Source organism: Pseudomonas sp. ICMP 3272 (genome assembly GCF_001466905.1).
Classification (GTDB): Bacteria; Pseudomonadota; Gammaproteobacteria; order Pseudomonadales; family Pseudomonadaceae; genus Aquipseudomonas; species Aquipseudomonas amygdali.
This window is the reverse complement of record NZ_LKEK01000069.1, coordinates 17,262-40,051: the sequence shown is the minus strand read 5'-3', so window position 1 is coordinate 40,051 and position 22,790 is coordinate 17,262. Positions and strand designations below refer to the sequence as shown.

At 63.5% G+C, this 22,790-nt stretch carries 3 protein-coding genes; all 3 read left to right on the top strand.

Annotated features, from left to right (window positions below; translation table 11 throughout):
* Positions 1-485: 485 nt before the first annotated feature.
* The 3 genes from AO068_RS19700 to AO068_RS19690 are packed head-to-tail and all read left to right on the top strand — an operon-like array spanning position 486 to position 22,785.
* The gene (locus AO068_RS19700) at positions 486-9,521 is read left to right on the top strand and encodes a non-ribosomal peptide synthetase (RefSeq protein ID WP_058409229.1); all 9,036 of its coding nucleotides are present in this window, start codon (positions 486-488) and stop codon (positions 9,519-9,521) included.
* Positions 9,518-13,630, top strand: a complete 4,113-nt coding sequence (locus tag AO068_RS19695; protein WP_058409228.1) for a non-ribosomal peptide synthetase — start codon at positions 9,518-9,520, stop codon at positions 13,628-13,630. Before AO068_RS19700 ends, AO068_RS19695 begins: the two co-directional genes overlap by 4 nt.
* The gene (locus AO068_RS19690) at positions 13,630-22,785 is read left to right on the top strand and encodes a non-ribosomal peptide synthetase (protein ID WP_058409227.1); all 9,156 of its coding nucleotides are present in this window, start codon (positions 13,630-13,632) and stop codon (positions 22,783-22,785) included. The genes AO068_RS19695 and AO068_RS19690 overlap by 1 nt, the downstream gene beginning before the upstream one ends.
* The last annotated feature ends 5 nt before the right edge of the window (positions 22,786-22,790 follow it).

The window sequence follows — 22,790 nt, the reverse complement described above, 5'->3', positions numbered from 1 at the left end:
AACTTTTTGTTTGCCTCGCTGCCAAAAATCATGGTTATTATCCGGGGCGCTCAGGGCCAAAAACCCAGCGTCAATGATTGCCATGGGTCTACAACCCCGCAGTCGCAGCCGATCGGGTCCACCCTGGCGCTGACACCCGGCGCAGGCCGTTCCCCGTCGTTGACCCTCAAACGGAAGATGAGGTTTCAATTGGTCACGCGGTATGCAAACGTCAGTTTCAAGGGCAGAGCGATCAGTCTCGTCAACGAGCCAGCCACCCCCCTTTCTGTATGCGAGTCGCGCCTTGCCGCGTTCGCCCGTCATTTCTCTGCAATCCCCGCAAGCGCTTCCATGTCTGGTCATGACGTGAGCGCAAGAGCACGCGCCGCACCTTCTCCCTGAGTCTCGAGGTACATCCGGCATTTCCTATGCCGTGCCTGACGGGCGGGACGCTCTGTGCCTCTGTCCGTTCATAAAAATAATCTGCTCACGGACGGTGGTTCCTGATGGTCGACAAATCTTCCTCGCGCGGGACGGGCTTCGCTCATCCTGATACAGAGCAACCCTTTGCCGAAAACCAGTGTGTGCACAGCCTGTTCGAGGCTCAGGTGCAGCGCAATCCCGACGCCATAGCCGCGCGATTCGAACAGGACACGCTGGACGACGCGACGCTCAATACCCGGGCCAACCGTCTGGCCCATTACCTGCGCAGCCTCGGGGTCGGACCGGATGTGCGCGTCGGTGTGTGCCTGGAGCGCTCGCTGGACATGCTGGTCGGCGTGCTTGCGATACTCAAGGCGGGCGGCGCTTATGTACCGCTGGACCCCGCTTACCCAAAAGCGCGTCTGGCACACATGCTGGCGGACAGTGCACCGCGTGTGCTACTGAGCCATGCAGCGGCGCGTCCGGCGTTGTTGGCGGCGCTTGAGGAGTGTGCGGCGTCAGCGCCGCTGCTTGATCTGGCCGACACCCGGCTGTGGGTAGCGCAACCGGAACACAACCCGGAACCGCGTGAGGTCGGACTCACGTCGCGCCATCTGGCTTATGTGATCTACACCTCGGGCTCGACCGGCACACCCAAGGGCGTGATGGTCGAGCATCGCGGGCTGATGGCGGTGAGCGCTGCATGGGAGCGGCTATACGCACTGCACAAACCCCTCAATCACCTGCAAATGGCCGGGTTTTCCTTCGATGTGTTCAGCGCCGATCTGATTCGCGCACTGGGCTTTGGCGGCACGCTTGTTCTGTGCCCGCGCGACACGCTGATGGACCCGCCCGCGCTGTATCGCTTGTTGAGCGAGGCGCGCATCGATTTTGCGGACTTCGTGCCTGCGGTGCTCAACCCGTTGCTGGTCTGGGCGCAGGAGACCGGGCACGACCTGTCGTTCATGAGCACGGTGGTCTGCGGATCGGACATCTGGAATGCCCATAGCGCGCGGCAACTGCGCAGTCTGTGTGGCGAGCATGTGCAGATTGTTCAGGCTTACGGGGTCACTGAAGCAAGCATCGATAGCACATGCTTTGAGTTCGATAGCAACAGCGAGGTTGATGCGGTGCTGCCCATCGGGCGGGCGTTGGCCAATACGCGGATTTACCTGCTCGATGCGTTTGCCGAACAGGTTGCTCCAGGTGTTACGGGGGAGCTGTATATCGGCGGCGCAGGTGTCGCGCGCGGCTATCTGAACTTGCCGCAACTGACTCTTGAGCGCTTTGTCGACAGCCCGTTCGTGGCCGGTGAGCGCTTGTACCGCACCGGCGACCTGGCGCGTTATCGCGCAGACGGCAACCTGGAATTTCTCGGGCGCAATGACTCGCAGGCCAAGCTGCGTGGTCTGCGTCTGGAGCTGGGTGAAATCGAGGCGCGTCTGGCCGAAGTTACCGGCGTGCGTGACAACCTGGTGGTGCTGCGTGAGGACAGCGGCGGTGTGCCCAGGCTGGTCGCCTATTTTCACGAACAGGCTGATGCAGGGCTGACGCCGAAAAGCCTTCGCCAGCACCTGCAACTCAGCCTGCCGGACTACATGATCCCCACAGCGTTCGTGCGCATGGACGCGCTGCCGCTGACCGCCAACGGCAAGCTGGACCGCAGCGCATTGCCGGAACCGGGTGCCGATGCGTTCGATCAACACGCGTTCGAGGCGGCTCAGGGCCCGCTGGAAACGATCCTCGCGGCGATCTGGGCCGAGGTGCTGGGCGTGGAGCGGGTCGGTCGTCAGGATCACTTTTTTGCGCTTGGCGGCCACTCGCTGCTGGTGATGCGCGTGCTGGCCAAGGTTCGGCAGACATTGCGTCTGGACGTGTCGCCGGCTGCGCTGTTTGCCGCCCCTGTGCTGCAGCAGTTTGCTGAGCAACTGAGCAGCGCTTCGGGCAGCGCTCGTCCGCCCATCACAGCCATAGAGCGTTGCGGCGCACACGCGTTGTCGTCTGCCCAACAGCGTCTGTGGTTTCTGGCACAGATGGAGGGCGGCAACGCGGCCTATCACATGCCGTTGAATCTGCGCCTGCGCGGGCCGTTGCAGGTGGCTGCGCTGCAAAGCAGTTTCGACCGGCTGGTGGCCCGCCATGAGGCATTGCGTACCACGTTCATCGCCGTCGAGGGTGAGGGGCGGCAGCGGGTTGCTGCGACCGGAACGATTGCTGCCTTGCCGATCATCGACCTGCATGGCGAGCACGATGCACAGGCGCGCCTGCTTGAGCTGATGGACGAGGAGGGCAGCAGGCCGTTCGACCTGGCGGTCGGGCCGCTGATGCGCGTCAGCCTGGTGAAGCTGGCCGAAGACGATCACGTGCTCCTGCTGACCCAGCACCACATCATTTCGGATGGTTGGTCGATGGGCGTGCTGACACGTGAGCTGGGGTTGTTGTACGAAGCAGCACTCCACAAACATGCCGACCCATTGCCGTCCCTGCCGATCCAGTATGTGGATTACGCAGTCTGGCAACGCCAGTGGCTGTCTGGCGAAGTGCTGGAAGCGCAGCGACGTTACTGGCGTGAAACGTTGAGCGGTGCGCCGGTACTGTTGGAGTTGCCTACCGATCACAAACGTCCAGCGGTCCAGAATTACCGTGGCGGCTTCGTGCCGCTGATGTTTGACCGCGCGCTGACCGCACGGCTGCGCGCGTTGGCAACGCAACAAGGCACCACGCTGTTCATGAACCTGCTGGCCGCCTGGTCGCTGTTGTTGATGCGCCTGTCGGGTCAGGATGATGTGGTTATCGGTGTGCCTTCGGCGAACCGCAGCCAGCAGGAGCTGGAGGGCTTGATCGGTTTCTTCGTCAACACCCTGTCCTTGCGCATGACCCGCGCCGCCAGCCCGACAGTGGCGAGCTGGCTGCAACAGGCGCGCCACGTCGCGCTTGCAGCCCAGGAACATCAGGACTTGCCGTTCGATCAGGTGGTGGAAGTGCTCAACCCGCCGCGCAGCCTGGCTTACAGCCCGGTCTTTCAGGTGCTGTTCGCCTGGGAGCAGCATCAGGATTCGGACCTGACGTTGTCCGGGCTTGACGTGAGCGTGCTGCAAAGCAGTCAGCCAGTGGCCAAATTCGACCTGCAACTGGCGCTCAGCGAGCGTGACGGGCAGATAGTCGGCGGTCTGGAATATGCTTCGGGCCTGTATGAGCCCGAGACCGTGGTGCAGATGGGCGAGTACCTGCGCCGCATCCTGACGCAGATGGTCGAGGACAGTGAGCAGCCCCTTGCGACGGTCGCCCTGCTGAACGCCGAGCAGCATCGCCAGATTGTGCACGACTGGAACCGCACTGAACGTGACACCTCGCGGCAGCCCGATTGTGTGACGCGCTTTGAGACTATCGCGCAGCGTATGCCCGATGCCGTGGCGTTGCTTGCCGATGAGCAAACGTTGACCTATGCCGAGCTGAATCAGTCTGCCAACCGGCTGGCACATTACCTGATCCAGCAAGGCGTAAAGCCCGAGCAGCGCGTGGGCCTGTGTCTGGAGCGCTCGGCGCAGATGGTTATCGGTTTGCTGGCCATTCTCAAGGCCGGTGCCGCTTACGTGCCGTTCGATCCCGCGTACCCGGCCGAGCGGCTGGCGTTCATGTTCGATGATGCCGCACCAACGCTGCTGCTGACTCAGGCCTCCCTGCGCGCAGACCTGCCGTCGCTGCGCGACACGCTGTCGATCTGCTGCCTGGACGTGGATGCGCAGCAGTGGGCGCATTGCTCCGCTTCCAATCCGCACGTGCCCGTCAGCCCCGGCAATCTGGCTTACGTGCTCTACACCTCCGGCTCGACCGGGCGGCCCAAGGGCGTGGCGCACAGTCGTGCGGCGCTGGACAATCTGATCGCCTGGCAACTGGAACAGGCGCCCGTGTCGCAACGGGTGTTGCAATTCGCCTCGTTGAACTTCGACGTGTCCTTTCAGGAAATCTGCAGCACCTTGTGTCAGGGCGGCAGTCTGGTGCTGATGAGCGAAACTGCTCGCAAGGACCTCGCTTCACTGCGTCCGACGCTGGTGGCCGAAGGCGTACAACGGGCGTTTCTACCCTTTGCCGTGCTCCAGCAACTGGCCGGTCTCAGCGAGGCCGATGCCGCGCGTCCGGCGGATGGCTGCGAAATCGTCACGGCCGGCGAGGCGTTGCTGATCAATGACGAACTGCGTGCCTTTGTTTGCGGCCTTGGTGGCGCTCAGTTGCACAATCAGTACGGCCCGACCGAAACCCATGTGGTCAGCCAGTTCAGCCTGAACTGTGACGAAGCCGGACAGTGGCCGGACGCACCACCGATTGGCCGGCCCATCGCCAATGCGCGTCTGTATGTGCTGGACGGCGACTTGAACCCGGTGCCGGTTGGCGTGGCCGGGGAGTTGTACATCGCGGGCACCTGTCTGGCCCGTGGCTACCTGAATCGTTCGGCGCTGAGCGCCGAACGCTTCCTGCCGAACCCGTTCGATCCGCAGCCCGGCGCGCGCATGTACCGCAGCGGTGACCTGGCGCGGTTCCATGCCGACGGCAACGTGCAGTATCTGGGACGGATCGACCAGCAGGTCAAGCTGCGCGGCTTTCGCGTCGAACTCGGCGAGATCGACAGCCTTCTGCAACAACAGCCGGGCGTGCAGGAAGCGGTCGTGCTGCTGCGCGAGGACGTGCCGGGCAACAAGCGTCTGGTGGCTTACGTGGTGGGCCCGGCAAGCGCTGAAACCCTGCGCGCCGGGCTACAGCGCCATCTGCCGGAACACATGGTCCCGACCGCCTGGGTTTCTCTGGCGCAACTGCCACTGACCCGCAACGGCAAGCTTGACCGTCCAGCCCTGCCTGCACCAGAGCGCCAGAACGCAAGCACTTACGTGGCCCCGCGTGATGAGACCGAGCGGCAGATGGCGCAGATCTGGGCCGAGGTGCTCAAATGCGCGCAGGTCGGCCTCCACCATAACTTTTTCGACTTGGGCGGGCATTCGCTGCTGGCCACGCGGATGGTCTACATGATCAACCAGCGCATGGGCGCGCAGTTGTCCCTGAGCAGCCTGTTCAAGACGCCTGTGTTGGTGGATCTGGCAGAGCAGGTACGGCTCGGGCGTGGCGAAGGTCATTCGGTTGAAACGCCGTTTACCCCCATCGAAGCTGATCGCGGCGCACGTTACGCGCCATTTCCATTGACCGATATCCAGCAAGCGTACTGGTTTGGCCGCGAGTCTTCGGTCAGCCTCGGCGGTGTCAGTGCCCACGGCTACGAAGAGCTGCGCATTCCCGGCCTCGACGTGCCACGTTTCGAGCAGGCGCTGAACCGCATGATCCAGCGGCATGACATGCTGCGCGTGGTGTTTCGCAGCGACGGCACACAGCAGGTTCTGGAGAGCGTACCGACGTATCGGATGCCACGCAGTGATCTGCGCGGCTTGCCCGTCGCCGCCGCGCAGCAGGCCCTGCAAGAGACCCGCGAACGTCAGTCCCATCAGGTGCTGGACGCCAGTCGCTGGCCATTGTTCGAGTTCGGTCTGTCGTTGCTCGATGACGACATCAGCCATCTGCACATCAGCCTTGATGCTCTGATCGTCGACGCGGCGAGCACGCAGATTCTGGCTCGCGAACTGATGGCATTTTATGCCGACCCGCAGTTGCAACTGCCTGAGCCGGGTTTGACCTTTCGCGACTACGTGCTGGCCGAACAGCGCTTGCGCAGTGACCGCCGCTACGAACAGGCGCTGGGCTACTGGCGCGAGAAGGTTGCCACGCTGGCGCCCGCACCGGACCTGCCGCTGGTGTGTCAACCGGAAAGCATCAGTCAGCCGCACTTTACCCGCCGCGACCGCGAACTGTCGGTGCAGCAGTGGTCGCGACTCAAGGAACTGGCCCGACAATTTGCCGTGACGCCGTCGGTGATGCTGCTGACCGCGTTCAGCGAAGTGCTGGCGCTGTGGAGTCGGCAGCCGCGCTTCACCTTGAGTCTGCCGCTGTTCAACCGCATGCCCTTGCACGCGGATGTCGATGACATTATCGGCGACTTCACCTCGCTGATCTTGCTCGAAGTCAGCCTTGAAGCGACAGCGAGCTTCACTGACAAGGCGCGTGCCGTGCAGGCCAGGTTGTGGCAAGACATCGACCATTCAGTGGTCAGCGGGGTCCGGGTACTGCGCGAGCTGTCACAGGCCCGCGGTGTGCAGCAGACCGCCATGCCGGTTGTCTTCAACAGCACGCTGTCGGAGGCCGCACCGGAACTGGCCGAATTCAATCTGGCCGACGCCCTGAACGCCGAGCACATGCACAGCATCACCCAGACCCCGCAGGTGTGGCTGGACCACACGTTGCTGGAGCTGGAAGGGCGCCTGCTGTTCAACTGGGACAGCATCGACGAATTGTTTCCGGCGGGCATGATTGAGCAGATGTTCGTCGCCTACAACGCGCTGCTGGACCGTCTGCTGGCGCCGGATGCCTGGAGCGCCAACACCGCGCAGCTGATACCGCTGGCACGCTTGCCTGTGCCGGATGCCGCTCCTGTCGACTCGACGCTGATGCACGAATTGTTCGACCGTCAGGCGCTTGCTGCCCCGGACGCGCTGGCGGTGATCGGCACGCAGCGCCAGTTGAGTTATCGACAGCTGCGAGCCGAAGCGCGGCATCTGGCGGCGCGGCTTCAGCGTATGGGCGTGGTGCCCAACAGGCTGGTTGCGGTGGTCATGGAGCGTGGCTGGGAGCAGGTCGTCGCGACGCTGGCGATCCAGTACGCAGGCGGTGCCTACCTGCCGCTCGACCCGGCGCTGCCAACCGAGCGCCTGGAGCACATTCTGCAGCGTGCCGAAGCGAGTCTGGCCCTGACTCAGCCCGCACTGCTGCAACGCATCGAATGGCCCGAGCAGATCAAGGTCATCAGCGTGACCGACCCGGTCATATCCGGCGATGCCATTTCCGATCAGCCTGAATTGCACGCTGTAGACCTTACGCCAGACGACCTCGCCTATGTGATCTACACCTCGGGCTCGACCGGCATGCCCAAGGGCGTGGTCATCGATCATCGCGGTGCGGTCAACACCTTGCTCGACATCAACCGGCGCTTTGCCGTCGGTGCCACGGACCGGGCGCTGGCGATTTCTTCGCTGAGTTTTGACCTGTCGGTCTATGACTTCTTCGGCACGCTGGCCGCGGGCGCTGCGGTGGTGTTGCTCGAGCCGCAACAGGCGCTCGACCCGGCGCACTGGCTGGCGCTGATCGAGCGGCATCGGATCAGCCTGTGGAACTCGGTGCCAGCCTTGTTCGGCATGTTGCTGGAGTATGCCGAAGGCGAGCGCAGTGCATTGCCGTCGAGCCTGCGGGTGGCGATGCTGTCGGGCGACTGGATTCCCCTGACGCTGCCCGAACGCGCCTGGGCGTTGCAGCCGACCTTGCAACTGATCAGCCTGGGCGGGGCAACCGAGGCGTCCATCTGGTCGATCCTGTATCCGTTGCAACAGGTCGATCCCCACTGGCGCAGCATTCCCTACGGCAAGGCAATGGATCACCAGCGCTTCTATGTGCTGGATGATGCGTTGCAGGTTCGCCCGACGTGGGTGGCCGGTCAGTTGTATATCGGCGGTATCGGTCTGGCCAAGGGCTATTGGCGCGATGAAACCCTGAGTGCCGGGAGCTTCTTCGCTCACCCGCTGACCGGCGAGCGTCTGTATCGCACTGGCGATCTGGGCCGTTGGTTGCCCGATGGCAATATCGAGTTTCTCGGTCGCGAAGACACCCAGGTCAAAGTCCAGGGGCACCGTATCGAGCTGGGCGAGATCGAAGCTGCGCTCAATCGCCATCCCGGCGTGCAAAGCGCTGTGGTGCGGGTGCTGGGCGAAGCGCTGGGCGAGAAGCGTCTTGCGGGCTACGTACTTAAGGCCGATGTCTCGTTGCAGGCCAGTGATTTTACCCAGTACCTGGCAGACAAATTGCCCGCCTACATGGTGCCGAGCTCGTTTACCTTCGTGCAGGAATGGCCGCTGTCGGCCAACGGCAAGGTCGACAAGAAACGCCTGCCGGAACCGACGCAGGCTCAGGCGTCAGGCCCCGCGCTTGAAGTCGAAGGGCCACAGGAGCAACAACTGGTGACGATTGTGCAGGGCGTGCTCAAGCGTCCTTCGATTGCTGCCGACGCCAATCTGCTGAACCTGGGTGCAACCTCGATCGACATTGTCAGGATCAGCAATGCGCTGTCCGGCGAACTGCAGTTCCGCCCCAATGTTGCGCAACTGCTGGCGCAGCCGACCCTGCTCAATCTGCTCGGCATGTACCGCCAGACTCTGGCTGATGGCAGCGTGGTCGACAGCGTCCGGCAGCGGGCAGCTGCGCCCGAGCAGGTGATTGAAGATCCGCAGCAGCGCGCGCGTTTCAAGGCCGACCAGCGCGGGCGTCGATCCTTCAACGCGCAGGTTGCGGCGCTTGACCTTGCACGCCCGGATGACCCGGCGTTGGCGCGGCGCTTCAGCGATTACCGCTCGGTACGCCAGTTCGCTGCACAGCCGATTCCGACCGCAGCCTTTGCAGGCTTGCTGGCCAGCCTGGCCCAGGGGCAACTTGATGGAGAGATCAAGTACCAGTTTCCGTCCGCAGGCGGCCTGTACCCGATTCAGAGCTACCTGTACGTCAAGCCGCAGCGGGTAACCGGTGTCGCAGCGGGTGCCTATTACTACGACCCGATTCAGCACCGCCTGCTGAGGCTGGACAGTGACGTGCTGGACCCGGATACCTACGACTACTTCGTCAATCGTCCGGTGTTCGAAAGCGCTGCTTTCTCGCTGTTCTTTATCGCCGACATGGCCGCAATCCGGCCGCTGTATGGCGAGCGCAGTCGCGACTTCTGCCATATCGAAGCCGGAGGCATGGCGCAATTGCTGACCATGACCGCGGTCGAGCAGGGCCTTGGCCTGTGCGGCATGGGCTCGCTCGAGGAGCGGCAATTGTCGGCGTTGTTCGATCTGGGACCGAATCATCAGTTGATCTACTCGATGGTGGGCGGCCTGCGCACTGCCGATGAACATCGCCGCACGCAGATCGAGGCGTTCGCTTCTGCCGCGGATCAAACGGACGATGCCAGCGACATGGAGGAGATAGAGATATGAATGCCTATCAATTGCTGGAGTTGTTCGGTCGTCACGCCGTGGTGCTTGAAGTGGACGGCGACAAACTGCGCTGCAAGGCTCCACGCGGGTTTCTCAATGACGAGATGTTGCAGGCACTCAAGCAACACAAGGCAGAGCTGATCGCCTTGCTGAGCGGCACCGACCCGGCGGCGATCCCCCGTCGTGCTGTCGGGCAAACGGCGTTGCCGCTGTCCTTTTCGCAACGCCAGCTGTGGTTTCTCGACCAGATGGAACCGGGCAATGCGTTCTATAACGTGCCCACTGCGGTAGTGCTGAAGGGCACGCTGGATGTGCCGGTGCTGGAAAAGGCGCTGAACGAGCTGATCATGCGCCACGAAATGCTGCGCACCACGTTTGCCAGTGTGGACGGCGAGCCACGGCAGATTGTGCACCCGGTGATGGCGCTGGAGATGCCTAAGGTCGACCTGCGTGACCTGTCGCCAGCGATGCGTGAAGTGCAGGTTGGCATGGCGGTGGAGCAGGAGGCCAAAGCGCCGTTCGACTTGGCCAGCGGCCCGCTGTTGCGGGCTTCGCTGCTGCGGCTGGCCGATGATGAGTATCTGTGGCTGTACAGCGTGCACCACATCATCGCCGATGGCTGGTCGATGGGGGTGATCCTTCACGAAGTGAGCACCTTGTATGGCGATTTTTTGCGCGGTCAGGCGTCCAGTCTGGCACCGCTGGCGGTGCAGTACGCCGACTACGCTTGCTGGCAGCAACAGCGTCTGAGCGGCGAGGCGCTGGCGGGGCAACTGGCCTTCTGGAAGCGCACGCTGGCCGACGCGCCGCCGCTGCTCGACATGCCTGCCGACCGGCCGCGCCCGACCGTGCAGCGTTACGCCGGGGCGACCTTCAGTTCGACAGTCGATGGCAGCACCTTGCGCGGCCTTAATGCACTGGCCAGACAAACCCAGGGCACGCTGTTCAACGTGTTGATCGGCGCGCTGTCCGTGCTGCTGTGGCGCCACAGCGGTCAGCGGGACCTGTGCATTGGTACGCCGTTTGCCAACCGCAGCCGTCCCGAAATCGAGCCGCTGATCGGCCATTTCGTCAACACCCAGGTGATTCGCCAGCGCCTCGATGCGCAGCAGACCTTTGCCGAACTGTTGCGCGAGGTACGCGCCACGCTGCTGGATGTCCACGCTCATCAGGATGTGCCTTTCGACCGGGTGGTCGAGGCCGTCAACCCGCAGCGCGATACCGGTTATTCGCCGTTGTTTCAGGTGATGATGGTGCTGCAGAACACCCCGGGTAACGCTGCGCAGATGCCGGGGCTGAGCATGACGCCGTATGGCACCGGCAGTGCCACGGCCAAGTTCGACTTGGCCTTCGAATGGGTCGAGCGCGACGGTGCGCTGAACCTGTTGGTTGAGTACAACACCGACCTGTTTGATCAGGCCAGCATCGAGCGCCTGAGCGGGCATTATCGACACCTGCTGGAGCAGGTTGCGCTGGACCCGAAACAGCCGGTCGGCGCATTGACGCTGATCACTGACGCCGAACGTGAACAGATTCTGCACGAGTGGAACAGCCCGGCAGCGCTGCCGCAGCCTGTCGATTGCGTGCATCGCCTGATCGAGGCTCAGGTAGCGCGTCGCGAAGATGAGTGCGCGGTCATTTTCGAAGGTCAGTCACTGAGTTATAGCCAGCTCAACAGCCAGGCCAACCGGCTGGCGCAGCACTTGCTCACCCTCGGCGTCGGCCCGGACGTGCGTGTAGCTGTCTGCATCGAGCGCTCGCTGGAACTGCCGGTGGCTTTATTGGCGGTGCTCAAGGCCGGGGGCGCCTACGTGCCGCTGGACCCGGATTATCCGTCAGGGCGCTTGCGTCATATTCTCGACGACACTTGCCCGGTGGTGTTGCTTGCTCTCGGGCCGACGCGCAAGATTCTCCGCGAGGCCCTGCAAGGTGCAGACTGCGAGGTGCCGATCCTCGATGTGCAGGCTGATGCCGTGCTCTGGGCTCAATGCTCGCCAGACAATCCAGACCCGCAGCGTGTCAGGGTCAACGCCGACCATCTGGCGTACGTGCTGTACACCTCCGGCACCACGGGGCTGCCCAAGGGGGCGATGGTCACGCATCGCGGGCTGAGCAACCTGCTGCTCTGGTGTCAGCAGTTCTGCGGCGAACGCGGGAGCATGCTGCACAAGATTCCATTCGGTTTCGACGCTTCGGCCTGGGAGATCTTCTGGCCATTGCTTACCGGGGGCAGGCTGGTCATCGCCCGTCCCGGCGGGCATTTCGAGCCCGGTTACCTAGCGCAGGTGGTACGCGAACAAAGCGTCACCGCGATGGTATTTGTCCCGGCCATGCTGCAACTGTTTCTGGAGGTCGAAGAGGTCAGCGCCTGTCACTCCCTGAAGGATGTGTTCAGTGGCGGCGGGGAGCTGTCGCCCGCAGTGGCCAGGCTGTTTCAGGAGCGTCTGCCGCATGCCCGCTTGCACAACGTCTATGGCCCGACCGAAACCACAGTGATCAGCAGTGTCTGGACGCTGCAGCCTGGCGCAGAGGTTCCGCCGCGCCAACTGCCCATCGGCCGACCTATCGCCAACACCCGTTTTTATGTGCTCGACGAGCGCAATGCGCCAGTTCCAGCCGGTGTTACCGGTCAGTTGCACATTGGCGGCGTCGGCGTTGCGCGGGGCTATATGGGATTGGCCGAACTCACTGCCGAGCGGTTTATCGACAACCCGTTTGTTGCTGGCGACCGGCTGTATCGCAGCGGTGATCTGGCGCGCTATCGCCCGGACGGTCAGCTGGAGTTTCTCGGTCGCAACGACTTTCAGGTCAAGCTGCGCGGCATCCGCCTTGAGTTGAGTGAAATCGAGGCGCGGCTCGACCTGTTCCCCGGCATCCGCAGCAGTGTGGCGCTGATCGTTGGCGATACCGCGCAGAACCAGCGTCTGGTGGCGTGCTGCGTTGCCGACAGCGCAGTGGACGAGTCCGCGCTGCGTGCGCATTTGGCGACGACCCTGTCCAGCGCCGTCATGCCCAGCGCTTATCTGTGGCTGGACGCCTTGCCGTTGACGGTCAATGGCAAGGTCGACCGTGTGGCTCTCGCGACACTGGCCGATCAGGACCTGGCCGAACGGCAGGTCAACCTCGGCAGCCCCAGGGACCATATCGAGCTGACGCTGTATCAGATCTGGAAAGACCTGCTGCTGGTGCCGCAGATTGGCATTCGCGACAACTTCTTCAACGTCGGCGGCACCTCGATTGCGGCGATCAAGATGGCCTACGAAATTGGCCGGGCGTTCAGCGTCGAGGTGCCTGTGCGCGTGATCATCGGCCACCCGACCATCGAGGCGCTGGGCGGTTGGCTGCGGACCGGGGCCAGCCTGACTTCGGCACAGGGCAACCTGATCGAATTCCGCCGCGGTGCCGGGCAACGCAACGTGGTGTGCATTCACCCGGCGGGCGGCACTGCGTTCTGCTACCTGTCGCTGGCCAAGGAACTGCCGGACGCTATCGGTGTGTACGGTGTGCAATCGCCGGGGCTGAACCCTGGAGAGAGCACCGAGCCGAGCGTCGAAGCGATGGCCGAGGCCTATCTACGGCGCATCGCGCCATTAACGTCTCAACCGCTGATACTCACCGGGCTGTCGTTCGGCGGTCTGGTGGCTTACGAAATGGCCCGGCGCCTGACGGCTGCTGGCAATCGTCAGGTCACGGTGGTGCTGCTCGATACCCAGGGCTCGGATGACCCAGGCTTTCGGCAACAGATCGGCACCGTCGACATGGCTGAATTTCGCGACAAGCTGGTGCGCTTCAACGGCATGTACCCCGGTATCGAAGACGCGCAGGTCGAGCGTTATTTCCACCTCTACAACCACAACCGCCTGGCCATGGCCGCTTACGAATGCGAGCCGCACGCCGGGCGCGTCGTGCTGATTCAGGCCCGTGAAGGCTTCAGCCGCGCGCAGTTGCACGAGTTGCGCGGGTTCTGGCGTCGCCGCGCGGGCAACGGTTATCGAGCCAGGCTGGTGCACGGCGGGCACTGGGACATGCTGGAAAGTGCCGAGGTGCATCGGGTCTCGCAGACGCTCAGGCAGGAATTGCAACGTTTCGACACGCAGGAGGCGCAATGATGAGCAGCCACAAGGAGGGTATGGCCCGGCAACCCGCAACTCTGCTGTCGCGCTTTGCCGAGCAGGTGCGACGCGATCCCGAGGCACTGGCGGTGATCGATCAGCACGTACGGCTGACTTACGCGCAACTGGCCAGCGCCAGCGAGCGCATCGCCAGGGGGTTGCTGGCACAAGGCGCAGGGCGCAGTGATCCGCTTGCCCTGTGTATGCCCCGTGGCTGGCAGTGGGTGGCGACAATCATGGCGGCCCTGAAGGTGGGGGCCGTCGTGGTGCCACTGGATCGTGCCAGCCCGCTACGGCGTCGGGAATTGATGCTGGAAGATGGCGGGTGTGTCGGGCTGGTTACCCTGTGTCAAGATTCTAATGCCGTTTCGACGCTGCGTGGCTGGCACATCAGCGTCGAGGCGCTGCTGGATTACCCTGATCAGCCGCCGCAGCCTGTGCCTGATGACTTCGCCGAGCTGAGTTTTCTGTTCTACACCTCGGGCACCACCGGCACACCCAAGGCAGTGGAAGTGGGCGAGCGCGGCCTGTTGCGTCTGGCCCGGGCCGACAGCTACATCGAGATTCGTGCAGGCGACCGTTTCGCCTGCCTGTCCAATCCGGCGTTTGACGCCTGTAACTTCGAACTGTGGGCACCGCTGCTCAATGGCGGTTGCTGCGTCATCATTGCCGACGCAGACCTGCAGGACGCACGGCGGCTGGCCACAGTGCTGGAAACACAACAGGTCGATAACCTGTTCATGACCGTTTCGCTGTTCAACACGCTGAGTGCGGATGACCCCGGCTGTTTTGCCAGCCTGCGCCAGCTACTGATCGGCGGCGAGCAAGTCAGCGCCGCTGCGGTGCGCGCCTGGTATCAAGCCAATCCCGATAGCCGCTGCCGGATTTTCAACGCCTACGGACCCACTGAATGCACCACCTTCGCCGTGTGCTATCCGATCCCCCGCGACTTTTGCGGTGATGCGGTGCCGATCGGTCGGCCATTGCCCGACACCGGCGTGCAAGTGCTCGACCCGCAACAGCGCCCGGTTGCTCAAGGCGAGGCGGGTGAGCTTTACCTGAGTGGCAGCGGGGTGGCACGGGGTTACCGCCAGCGTCCCGCAGAGACCGCGCAGCATTTCCTGCGCCTGCCGACAATCGAGGCCGGGGACGTGCTGCATTACCGCACCGGCGATCAGGTACGGGTCAATGCCGAGGGGCTGATCGAGTACCTGGGCCGCATCGACCGCCAGGTGAAGGTGCGCGGTTTTCGTATCGAGCCGGGCGAGGTCGAACAACGCATTCTGGACCACCCGCGGGTAGCGCAGGTGCATGTCTGTGCCCGCAGGCAAGCGGCCGAAGACCATCAGTTGCTGGCGTTCATCGTGCCACGCGAAGGGCTGGAGTATCGCGAGTTGGACCAGCACCTGCGCGAACACCTGGCGGCATGGATGCGCCCGCATCAGCTGTTTCTGCTTGAGCGTCTGCCACTGACTGCCAATGGCAAGATTGATCAGCGTGCGCTGCTGGCCCGGCCTTTGAAACCCTGGCGACCGCAAGCCTGCTCACTGCCTGACGATCAACACTCGCCCGCACTGGACTGGCTGTTGACCCAGGCCCGCAGGCTGTTGGCGCAGCCCGACCTCAACGGCCAGGATGACTGGCTGGGCAGTGGTGGCGACTCTCTCAAGGCCATGCGCCTGCGCTCTGCAATCCGCACGCACTGGCGGCGCGAAATTATGCTGGGCGCGGTGCTGAGCGAATCGTTCGCAGCACTGGCCGAACGCCTGAGCGATGAACAAGGCGCTGCGTCTGCCTACCCACCCGCGCCACCCGTCAACAGGGTCGGGCGTGCGCCAGCCACTGCCGAGCAAAGCCGCCTGTGGCTGATGCAGCAACGCACGCCGCAAGCTACGGCCTATAACGTGCCGCTCATTCTGCACCTTGCGGCAGGCATTCAATTGCCTGCGTTGGCCGAAGCCGTGCAGCGTCTGCTGGCCCGACACAGCGGATTACGCACGGCCTTCGTGTCCGCGGCCGACGGGCTGTATCAGGAGGTTTGCGAGCGTGACGTGCTGTGCCGCACCTTTGCTGTGGGGGCGTTCAGCGAACAGACCTGGCGCAGCTTCGCGACGCTGGTGTTCGATACACCCTTCGATCTGGCGACATCAGCCCTGTGCCAGGCCTGGCTATTGCCGTTTGCCGATGGCAGCTGTCGCTTGCTGATGAACCTGCACCACGTTGTCATTGATGGCTGGTCGATGAACCTGTTGTTCGATGATCTGCTGCAACTGTACGACGATGCGCTGCACGGGCGGGCAAGTGCCGAGCCTTTGCCTGGGCTGGGCACGCTGGAATTTGCGCTCTGGCAACGGCAATGGCGTGTCGACCCGGATTATCGCGACCAGCGCCGTGCTCTGGCCGGGTTGCACCGCCAGCAGCAAGTGTGTTCGCCACCGCTGGTGCCGGTTCGCGAACCAGGCCCGCAGGCACGGCTGTACCGCCAGCCGCTGGGTGCCATGCGCAGCGCCGCACTGGATCGGTTTTGCAGCCAGCAACGCGTCACCCGTTATGAAGTGTTGTTCAGCGTTTATGCCTGGAGCGTGTACGCGCTGACCGGCTGCGAACGGCCGCGAATCGCCAGCCCGGTCTCCAACCGTCCATTGACCGAGTTCGAAGACGCAATCGGCATGTTTGCCAACACCGTGCTGATCCCGACGGTGCTCGACAACAGCATGACGCTCGACCAGCAGATGCACCGCCAGACTGGCACAGTGCGGGAGGTGCTGGCCTTGCAGGACGTCGCCCTGGCTGATCTGGTCGAAGACCTGCGGCTGTCGTCGAGCAGTGCGTTGTTCGATTTCATGTTCGTGCTGGAAAACACCGACTACGCCAGACTCGCTGGTACCGGCTTGCGAGCGACGTTCGAACTCACCGAGACCGTGCAGGCCAAATGCCCGCTGACCTTGTCGGTGGTCGATGCCGGTTCACAGCTGGAATGCTGGTGGGAATACCAGTGCAGCTATTTCGACGCCGTGCAAATGACCGCCGTCAACCAGGTGTTTCAACAGGGCCTTGATCTGCTTCTGGAAAAACCCGCGGCCATCCTTGACGATCTGCTCACGCCGTACCGCTTCAGCCTGCCGCCCGCCAGTCAGGGTGGCAGCGATGCGGCGCCGTTCGGCACCCTGGCCGACTGGTTCGAACATCAGGTCAATTGCACACCAGATGCCCTGGCACTGGTCGCGGATCAGCAGCGTATCAGCTATGCCGAACTGGATGCGCTGGCCGACACCCTGGCGGCGACCCTGGTCGAGCAATGCCCATTACCGGAAGGGTATGAAGCACCGCAGCAAGTGGTGCTGTACCTCGAAGCGTCGGTCGAGCACATCGTGGCCTTGCTGGCGCTGGCCAGACTCAACCTCACGGCCGTACCGCTGGACCCTGGTTATCCGCTGGCGGTGCAGCGTCAGGTCATGCAGCAGGCACAGCCGTGTTGCCTGCTGTACAGCACAGCCACCGAGGCGGCGCTGGATGAACTGAACGCTGGTCGGGTGGCCCGTCATCGGGTCGACCTGAGCGCTGCGCCACGGTCATTCGAGCGTCGCCGTCATGCGGGCGAGCGACCGTTGTACACGCTGTTCACCTCCGGCTCGACGGGTACGCCGAAAGGCGTTCAGGTGCCGGACCGAACCCTGTGCAACCTGTTGCACTGGCAGCGTAACCAGGGTCAGTTGCCAGCGAAGTCAGTGACCCTGCAATTCTCCATGCTGTCGTTCGATGTGTCGTTTCAGGAGATTTTCAGCACGCTTTGCGGCGGTGGCTGCTACCACCTGATCAACCCACGCTGGCGGCAGGATGCCGAGGCATTGTTGAGCTATCTGCAGCAGGCGCGCATCGAGCGGCTGTTCCTGCCGTGCGTGGCCTTGCAGCACTTGGCGCAGACGGCAGTCAGCCAGGGCGTTTACCCGCAGGCGTTGCGCGAAGTGATCACGGCGGGCGAACAACTGCTCTGCACCGAAGCACTGCGCAGCTGGTTTGGTGGCATGCCGCAGGCGCGTCTGTTCAATCATTACGGGCCGACCGAAACCCACGTGGTCAGCGCCTGGCGTTTGCCAGCGGCGGTTCAGGACTGGCCACTGCGAGCGCCCATCGGGCTGGCGGTGAACAACGCGCGGCTGCTGCTGGTGGACGAACACGACCGGCCAGTGCCAGGTGGCAGCCGGGGTTATCTGCTGGTCGCGGGGCCGATGATTTCGCGCTGCTACCTGGCCGACCCGGCGCTGAATGCCGCGCGGTTTGTCGAGTTGCCGCAGCCCGAGGGCAACATGCTGTTCTATCGCACCGGCGACCTCGCCCGGGCTGATGCCGATGCCTGCCTGCACTACCTTGGCCGTGACGACCAGCAGGTCAAGGTCAGTGGCCAGCGTCTTGAGCTGGGGCAGATCGAAGCCGCACTGATGCAGGACGCTCAGGTAAGCAATGCGGTGGTGGCCATGCACGGCGAGCCGCCGTGTCTGGTGGCCTGGTTGCAGGTCGAAGGCACGCCGCCTGACATACAGCAGCTTGATCGTCAGGTCACGCTGCACTTGCCTGCGCATGTGCGTATCGACGAATACCGCTGTGTCGATGCCTGGCCGCGTACGCCCAGCGGCAAGATCGACCGAAAGGCGTTGAGTTCGCTGGGCGAGGCACTGCCACGGCGTCGCAGTGCACTTGCGCAAGTGCCGCTTAGCGCGCTTGAACAGCAACTGAGTGAATTGTTCGTGGCGGTCATCGGCCGTGATATCGAGCTTGATCAGACCTTCTTCGAGGCCGGTGCCACCAGCCTCGGCCTGATGCGCCTGCATGCCCGTTACAACGAGCAACTGCCACAACCGGTGGCGATGGCAGCGCTGTTCGAACATGTCACCGTGCGCCGTCTGGCGCAGCACCTTTCGGCCTCGCCATCGGTCTCGGTGGCGCGTGCGCAAGGGCCCGAAGCTGACGAACAGCCGATGGCAATCATCGGCATGTCGGTGAATGTGGCGGGGGCGGGCAACCTTGCCGAGTTCTGGGCAATGGTCCAGGGAAACGAGTTGGGCATCGAGCTGTTCGACGCCGCCGATGGATTGGTCGGCGCGCGTAGTCAATTGTCGGGAATGCTGGATTTCGACCCGGAATATTTCGGCATCAGCCTTCAGGAAGCACGGCTGATGGACCCGCAACAGCGGCACCTGTTGATGGGCTGTGTGCAGGCGCTGCAACATGCTGCAATCACGCCCACAGCCGACGGCCCACGCATTGGTCTGATCGCCAGTTGCGGCGAAACCACGTATTTCCAGCAGATGCTGCGTGAAACTGCCGAGGGTGATCTGCCGGACGGCTTCCAGATGGCGTTGCACCACGACAAGGACTTTCTGGCCACCAAGGCGGCGTATCACCTGGACCTCGGCGGCCCGGCGCTGAGTGTTCAGGCAGCGTGCGGCAGTTCGCTGATTGCCGTGCACCTTGCGGCGGCGATGCTGCGCCAGGGCGACAGTGATGTAATGCTGGCCGCCGGGGTGCTTGTCGACCCTACCCTGACCGATGGCTACCGCTATCGCCCGCAACACATTTTCTCTCGTGACGGGCTGTGCCGTCCGTTCAGTGATGACGCCAGCGGGACCATCGGGGCCAGCGGCTACGGGGTGGTGGTGCTCAAACCGCTGGCCCGCGCCGAGGCCGATGGCGACCGGATCTATGCGCTGGTCGAGGCTTCTGCGCTGAACAACGATGGCCGGGCCAAGATGAGCTACACCGCGCCGTCGGTGGCGGGGCAGAGCGCGGTGATCAGCGAGGCCCTGCGCAAGGCGGGTGTCACAGGGGCTGACATGGGCTACATCGAGGCCCACGGCACAGGCACGTTGCTGGGCGACCCGGTTGAAGTGGCCGCACTCAGCAAGGCGTTCGGCGCAACGCCCGCCGCCAGTTGCGCTCTGGCGTCAGTGAAAAGCCAGGTCGGCCATCTGGGCGCGGCAGCGGGTGTGGTCGGGCTGATTCGTGCGACGCTTGCGGTATTTCAGGGTGTGATCCCGCCCAATCTGGGCTTTGCCCGGATCAACCCGCAAATCGACCTGCAGCACTCACCGTTCTACATACCCACCACCTCACGGCCATGGCCCGAGGGCCGTCGACGGCTGGCCGGGGTAAGCAGTTTTGGTATCGGCGGCACCAATGCGCACGTGATTGTCGGCGCGCCGCCATCGCAGGCAGACAGCGCCGAGGAATGCCCGCCATGCCTGCTGCTGTCGGCGCACAGCCGTACAGCGCTGGAGCGGGACGTCACGGCAATCGACGCATGGCTCAATACCTTTCCCGAACAACAAGCTGCGTTGCTGCGTTACCTGCAAAACGGGCGGCGCGCATTGCCCTGGCGCTTTGCGGTGATCTGCCAGCCGGGTCACACGCTGCGCTTGCAACCTTCTTCGATCAAACGGGTGACGGTCTCGGACGTGCGTCTGAAGGCCAGCGAACACTCGCCGCAGGCGTTGCTGGAAGCCTGGTATGCGGGAGCCAGTATCGAGGTGGCGACGCGTTCGGCACCGCCACCGTGGAACTTGCCGCCCTCGGCGTTCGACCTGCAGACCTTCCGCTTCAAGCCATCCGCCGCTGTCGAGCCGCAGCCGCCGCAAACCGCTGAGCGCCAGCCGATGGCGGACTGGTTTTATCAGCGTCAGTGGCAGCGGGTGCGTCGTCTGGGCACACAACCGATTGGCGAGCGTCGCGACAGGCTGGTGGTGTGCAGTCACGAGCGCATAGATGCCGCACTGCTTGGCAGCCTGCAGGGTGTTTATCGGCACGTCATCGAGGTGCAGGCCGGTAATGGCTATCAGCAGCTTGGCCCGAACCGTTATGAGCTCGATCCACTGGACCCGCTGGCGTTTAGCCGATTGATCGCCGAACTTGATCAGAGTGGGCAGGCGGCGACCGAACTCGACTGGCTGCATGCCTTGCCACTGTCGGTTGGCGGGGTGGTCAACGAGCAAAGCCTGGCGGCCGCGCAATGGGCGTGTCTGGACACGGTCAGCGCGTTGTTGCAGGCCTGGGGGCAACGCGTACAGAAGACCGCTTTGCGACTCTGGCTGCTGTCCTGGCAGGCGTACCCGGTAAATGGTCAGGTCATGCGTCCGGAACTGGCGGCGCTGGCAGGTATTACCGAAGTGGCCCCGCAGGAGTACCCGATACGTTGTCACTGGCTGGATCTGCCCACTGCGCAATGGGGCATGCAGGCTCGGCAACTGGCGACGCTGCTCGCCGAGCCGACGTCGCTGCCACGACGCATGGCCATTCGTGACGGTTATCTGTGGCAGCCACAGTTGCAGCCCGGCTCGCTCGCGTTGCCAACGGTCGTTTCGAATCTGTTGCCGGTAAACGGCACGTTTCTGGTGCTCGGCGGTACAGGCGGTATCGGCCGTACGTTGTGCGAACACTTGCTGCAATCAAGCCAGCGGCGGGTGGTGCTGCTGTCACGCAGTGGGGAGTGTCCGCAGGAGCTGCGCGATTATGCCGCGCGTATCGATAGCGTTCAGGCGGATATCGCCGATTTGGCACGCTGGCCCAAGGTGCTTGAGCAACTGCGCGAGCGTTATGGACGCTTTGATGGAGTGATCCATGCTGCCGGGACCGGAGCGGGCAGTCTGATCCGTCAGCGTGATGCTCATATGCTGTCTGAAGCGATGGCGAGCAAGACCCGCGGCATGCTGGCGGTCGAAACGTTGATCGAACAGATGACGCCAGGGTTTGTGCTGTACTGCTCATCAATGTCGGCACTGTTCGGCGGCGCTGGACATCTGGATTATGCCGCCGCCAGCGCGGTGCTCGACGGCTTCGCCCATTACCGCCCGAATGCCGAAAATGGCTGCGTGCGGCTGGGTATCAACTGGGACATCTGGAGTGAAACCGGTATGGCCGCTGCCAGCGGCGTCGGCGATGAAGCGCATCAGCGGCACCTGGCGGTCGGCATGTCGGCGCAAGAGGGCTGCCGGGTATTCGACGCCGCCATGACTGCACAACTGCCGCAATTGTTGATTTCGACGACCGATCTGAACACAGCACGCCAGTTTTACCCGGCTCGCCATAGCGGTGCTGGCTTGACGCTGGTCGACACTGCGCCAGCCGTTGCGGCAGAAGCCGGTCTGCCGGAGCGTCTGCATGGCTGCCTGTGCAAATGGCTTGGCGTAAGCGATCTGGATCCGGATGACTCGCTGTACGAGCTGGGCGCTGATTCCCTGACCTTGCTGGACCTGATCGACGAATTGCAGGCCGCGACGGGTGTGGTATTCCAGTTGTCACAGTTCAGCCACAAGGTCAGCCTGCGCGAGGTACTGGCGCTGGTGCAGTCAGCGCAGGGCGGTGCGGCTGCAGTCGAAGACCAATGGACCGACGCGGTTAGGATTGACCAATGGCATGCGGGGGCTGACCGCGAGCGCCTGTACCTGATCCATCCGGTGGGCGGCGATGTTCAGGCGTATCGCGAGCTGGCCTCGGCGCTGCACCCTGATCTGGGTGTGTGGGTAATCGCCGACCCGGCCTTGCGCCTGCCCGAGCTGCCGAATATCAGCCTGGCCGAACGGGCGCAGCTGTATCTCGACGCGTTGCAGGCCCATCACCCCGACGGCACAGCATGGCGGCTGGCCGGCTGGTCGTTCGGCGCGTGGGTGGCGCAGGCGATGTGCAACCTGCTGGCGGACGGTTGCGAGCAGCCGGTGCTGTACCTGATCGATCCGCCTGCGCCGGACGCTGGCACCGAGCTGGCGCGGATCGACGAAGAACATATTCAGCAGGTCTTCCAGCGCGAGTTTTCTGCACGGCGGGCCCTCAACACTGCCGCCAGCACGGCCAGCGAAGAGGCGTCACGTTACCTGCAAAGCCTGATTGTCTGCTGCCAGAACAACATGGCGAGCATGGCTGATCATCGGCCCGCGCAACTGCCTGATACCAGAGCGCGATTGTTCATTGCCACGCGTCCAAATCCATATGGCATGGGCAGCGCCTGGCAAATGGCAGACCTGCAGCGTGCCTGGCAGGACATGTTGCCGCACCTGCTGAGCTGGCAGCCTCTGGACACTGATCATTACGGCATTGTCGCAGCGCCCTGGGTGCAAATGATTGCCGAGATGATCAACGCAGATCTGCCAGTGGGGGAGGGCTGAACGCG

What these genes read in the sequence shown, in the direction of transcription:
- AO068_RS19700 (WP_058409229.1), top strand. Translation starts at nt 486, where the DNA reads ATGGTCGACAAATCTTCCTCGCGCGGGACGGGCTTCGCTCATCCTGAT.
- AO068_RS19695 (WP_058409228.1), top strand. Translation starts at nt 9,518, where the DNA reads ATGAATGCCTATCAATTGCTGGAGTTGTTCGGTCGTCACGCCGTGGTG.
- AO068_RS19690 (WP_058409227.1), top strand. Translation starts at nt 13,630, where the DNA reads ATGAGCAGCCACAAGGAGGGTATGGCCCGGCAACCCGCAACTCTGCTG.